At 61.6% G+C, this 5,159-nt stretch carries 2 protein-coding genes; both read right to left on the bottom strand.

What is annotated here, in order from left to right; genetic code table 11:
* Nucleotides 1-402: 402 nt before the first annotated feature.
* The gene (locus AB7A72_RS23680; protein WP_369461314.1) at nucleotides 403-4,659 is read right to left on the bottom strand and encodes an Ig-like domain-containing protein; all 4,257 of its coding nucleotides are present in this window, start codon (nucleotides 4,657-4,659) and stop codon (nucleotides 403-405) included.
* A gap of 13 nt (nucleotides 4,660-4,672) precedes the next feature.
* Nucleotides 4,673-5,159: hypothetical protein (locus AB7A72_RS23685; protein WP_369461315.1), on the bottom strand; the 487-nt coding region annotated here is incomplete at its 5' end.

The following is a 5,159-nucleotide window of genomic DNA, read 5'->3' on the forward strand; positions in this document are numbered from 1 at the left end:
CTCAGGTCGGTGTTGCTCTCCTGGTACTCGCCATTGATCCAGTTGATGCGGGGCTCGCCGGCTTTGGCGACTGGGGTAAAGCCCAGCTCGGTGTTGGGGACGAAGGCTCCGATGCCGGAGATGCCTTGGGCGGAGGCCACGCTGGCCAAGCCCAAAGCGGCGACCAGCAGGCTGGTGCGCAGTAGGTGCTTTGCGGGGGCACTCCCATTTGCATTAGCGAGTGCTGCAGTCTTTGCCGCAGCAGCCGCTAATCCTGCTGTGTTTTTCTTTGTCATTGTCATATCTCATTCCCTCATATTGCTTGGCGTGGCATGGGCTGATGCCTGGCCTTGCTGCGGCTTTGTGCGGCAGCAAGGCTTGATGGCCAGTGTTTTTTGATTGGGTTGTTCAGGCGCTGAAGGCTTAGCTACTGCCAGGGCCAGCGGGGCCAGATCCACCACCGCCTCCTCCGCCCCCGCCACCACCGCCAGGGCCTGAACCGGCACCAGCGCAGCACTCACCCCGGCAATGGGGTGTGCACTGTGGCGCCAGAGGCAGTTGGGTGCCGCTTCCTCCACCAGAGCCACCGCCCCAGCCGCCTCCTCCGCCGCCCCAGCCTCCGCCACCTCCACCGCCGCCGCTACACGACGTACCGGTGCCGACCAAGCGGCTGTATTGGGAGAACACCACCCGGTTCTCTCGCTCGCCGTTGACGCATTCAAACGAGCATTCGGCCGTGGCCCACACGCTGTATGACGAGCAGCTCGATGCCTTGCTGCTGAAGGTGTTGGCCAACGCGCGTTGCACAGCGGTAAAGTCGCCCGCCTTGGCACTGGTAAAGCCAATGCCCTTGGGGTGCAGCTTGACGGCAGTCACCCGGTAGGGGATGACTACGCGCTGCTTGGCTGCCAGCACCTTGGGGATGTCGGCCAAGAACTCGTAGCGGTAGTACTCGTCGGACTGGGGCGGCTTGAAGACGACGTCCTCGGCCTGGATCAGGCCGTAGTTGGTCAAGGTCAACTCGCCGGTGTGCTCCTCGCCAATTTGCAGCTCGGGCAGGTTAATGGACAGCGGCTCCAGCAGCACCACAGGTGCGGGCACCTGGGTCTGGAACGTGGCTTCCAGGTTGATGTCGTAAACATCAGGGATGGTGGTTTCCGTGACGCTGAAATCAATGCTGATGGTCTGGTACTGCAGGTGCACCCGCTCTGTGGTGGTGATGCCCGGGCGCACAAAGATGCGGCCGGTCTTGTCAGAATGGCGCGGGCCACTGGCACGGTAGGTGTAGGTGCCTGGTGGCAGGTCCGTCACGACAGCCTTGCCTTCCGCATCGGTGGTGAGTGTGCGCAGATAGGTGAGCACGGCATCGTTTTGCAGGCGGATGCGTGCGCCTGCCACACCCTTGATGGGCTGGTTGTCTGCGCCCAGGGTTCCAGTAAACAGATCGGTGATCTGGAAGCTCACCCCACCCTGCCCGCTTTGGGTCACCGCCACCGACACCGGAATGACGCCATCCCCGCTGTTGCCTGCGGTGACGATCAGCCTGTAGTTGTAGATGCCATCGGCCACGCTCTTGTCGGGGCTGGCCGTCACCTGGATGGGCACTTCGCCGCCCACATCAATGGCCCCGATCTGGTTGCCGCTGGCCAGGAACACCCAGGCAGGCGGCGGGTTGCCGCTGTTGTCTACCAGCTTGACCTGCACATTCTGCGCAGCCACCAGGCCCCGATTGCCGATGACTACGCTCTCGGTGACAGAGCTTTCTTGTTGCACGCCGGTTTCGATGAACGTGGGCTTGGCAAACAGATCAGGGCGGGCTTGCACCAGCTTGTAGTTGATGCTGAATGTGCCGCGCGGCGTATCGCCTGAATCAGCTGCAAAGGCGGTGAGGGCGACCGTGCCCGATTCACCTGCCGTAGCGCTGCCGGTGAACTTGATGACCATGGGCACGGAGGCACCGGCGGCAATATTGACAGGCGGGCCTGCATCCACGCTGATGCCTGGCGGCAGGCTGCCGCTGGGCTGGTTGGTCGGCACAACGGCCCAGCGCACCCCCTCCACGCCCGTGCCGGCACTGGCACGCGCCTGGATGGTGATGTTGCTCGCAAAATCGCGCGCCGCCGTCAGGTTGTAGCTGGAGAGGTTGAAGCTCAGGCGGTTGATCGTGAAGCGCCCTTGCTCAGCGGTTGCGGTTTCATCGGGGTGAACCACCGAGACGACATAGGTGCCGTTGTCATTGGCAGCGGGTACAAACTCATAGCGGTAATTGCCGCTCGCATCGGTTGCGATATTGATGCGGCGCTTGAAGCCTGCGATATCCAGTACGATGCGCAGCGCAGCATTGGGGATTGGCTGCGCGGTATCGCGGGTGACGGCAGCGCCCGTGATAACAATGCTTTGCGCTCCATAGGACAGTGCAGGGCTGATATTGGCCACCGTGCCGGTGTATGGCGTCTTGGGCACCTCCGGCACGACGGGGGCGTTTTGCACCGTCACCACACGGGTGGCCTGCGCGGTCTTGCCTGCGGCTGAGGTAGCCACCGCCTTCAAGGTATAGCTGCCATCGGCTGCTGCGTTGGCAGCCCACTGCGCGCTGTATGGCGCTTGGGTGGGCGATGCCAGCAACACATCGTTGGCGTAGATATCTACCTTGGCAATGCCCGCTGGGGCAGAAGCCACGGCGGTGATGGTGGCCGCGCTGGACAACACCGCATTGGGCGCAGGCGCCACAAAGCTGATGCTGGGTGGTGCGCTGGCATAGGTCACCGTGACCGCTGCGCTCTTGGGGCTGGTGCCGCGCGTGTTGCTGGCCGTCGCCTCGATCTGGTGTGCGCCTTCAGCGGATAAGCTGATGCTGGCCGCAAAGCTGCCATTGCCGCCCACGGCGACAGGCGCACCCGATGCCTGCCCGTTCAAGAACAGCTGCAGCTGCGAGCCCGGCATTGCTGTGCCCGCCACATTCAGCTGCGGCACGGCCACGGTCGTACCCGCCGCTGGCTGGGTAATCACTGGTGCTGCAGGGGCACTCAGATTGAGGGTGAAAGGAATATCGAGCACTGCCGCAATGCCATCGGCATCGGTCGCGGTGATGCTGAAGCTGTGGTTGCCATTGGGTAGCTGGGCAAAGTCCACCATCTGGCTGTGGGTGACGGGGCTGGTCTTGCCATAGCTGCGCTCAAAAATCTGCACGCCGTTGACGGCAGCCTGGAGGCTGGTGACACCCACGGCACTTTCTGCGCTAACCGCCAACGTGCCCGGCTGGGTGATCGTGGGATTGGCTTGCAGCGCCTGGCCGGCAAAGCTGGCGGTGATGGCTGGGCCGTTGCCGCCTTGCTTTTGTACTTGGACGGTGCGGGTGGCGGTGTTGCTCAAGCCGGCGGTATTGGTAGCCTTGGCTTTGAGGGTGTAATTGCCGTTGGGCACACCCACCAGGGACCATTGCACTTGGTAGGGCGCGGCGCTCAGCAGCGCCAGGCGTTTGTCGTTCACCAAGATCTCCACATCCCGCAGGCCCTCAGCATCGCTGGCCGTTACCGCAATGGTGGTGTCTTGCTCCAGCACCGCGTTCGCTGCAGGTTGGCTGAATTGCACCACAGGGCCTTCAGGCGCATAGGCAATAGGCTGGCTAAGCGAGAACTGGTTGGTCTTGTTCTGCACCGTGCGGAACTGCACATACAGCATCTTGTCGCCACCGCCGCTGGACAAGGTGTAGACCACCTTGTTCGGATGGCTTGCCATCGCCTGCCAAGGCAGTGAATCGCCAAACTGGTCCGATTCCTGGATGCGGTACTGCGCTGCCTGCGGGCACTCCAGGACCAACTCAACATTGCGAACCCGGGTGACATAGCCCTGGGTGGGCGCCATCGTGCAGTTCAGCACCGGCTCTGCACCGAGATAACTGCCATAGTCCACCCCGGTGCTGACGGCATTGCCCTGGCCTGCAGGGTTGCCTACCGCATCTTTGGGGCCGCTGGCATGCCCCCACCAGTTGCCACGCGCTTGCACCACGGCGGCGGGCTGGGTGTTGCGCACCCCAAACTGGGTATTGGCGGAAATATCGGATTCAGCGATAGAAGGCGCCGCACCTTGCTCGGCCAACACGCCCACCTCGTTGTGGGTGATGCGGGACGCGCTGATGCTGGGGCTGCCACTCCCGATTACTCGAATGCCGATGGCATTGTGGCTGAGCTGCAAGCGGTTGAAGCTATAGCTACCACCATGCACAACCAGGCCGGCGCCGCCGTTCATATAGCTGGGCAAGCCCGCTGTACCACCGGCATAGCGAATCTGCAGGCCGTCGAGTTTGAGGCTGGCCGCAGGCACATCTGCGTCCACCAGTACGCCTAACCAATCACCTGCTTCTGCAGTGCCTGGCTCTGGGTTGGTGGCTGCAATCGCGCTGTCATCGAACTGGCTGGTAAACAGCACATGGGCGCCCGTTTGCAGCTGGTCACGCACATTGATACCAGCGCCTTCGCCAAATTTAACGACAACACCATCGGCAATACTGAGCTTGGCATTGCCTGCCGCCAGTGCGACGGCGCCGCCTGCCAGCGCGGTGCCTGCCAGTACCACCGTTGCCATGGTTTGGCTGTGCTGTTTACTCACCGTGGCCGTCCTCCGGCATAGCGAGGCCCAGGCCCTGCGGGTGAATAACGAAGTGATGTGGGAGAGTTGCATGGTCTTCTCCTTCTTATGGGTTGACGGTGATCACGCCGCTGGTGGCCGGTACAAAGCCGGGGCTGCTGGCTGTGATTTGGGTGGTACCGGGGGATATAGCGGTGAAGGTGGCCCGGTTAGAGGAGCCCGCCCCCTTGGTCCAAGTGACCGGGCTGGTGATTTTCCCGACGGAGGGTATTGAGCTTGTAAAAGTGACCGGAAAAGAAGCCGAGGGCAGCTGGCTTGTTGAATAGTAAGCACCAGGCACTTCTGCATCCACATATATTGCATTGAAGCCATTTCCAATCACAGCTGAGCTTGGAACATTTCTAACACGTAAAACTGGAAAAATAGTTTCCACATTGAGATAGCTCGCATCATGGTTTATCGCCGCTGCTTCGATTTGTGTCGATCCAATATCAATGCCAGTCGCAATAAAATTAACCGTACTTTGCCCTGCAGGTATCGTCACTGAGGTTGGAGTGGCACACACATCCGCTGCAGCACAGCGCAAGTTGACC

This window comes from Comamonas sediminis (genome assembly GCF_041107495.1).
Classification (GTDB): domain Bacteria; phylum Pseudomonadota; class Gammaproteobacteria; order Burkholderiales; family Burkholderiaceae_C; genus Comamonas; species Comamonas sediminis.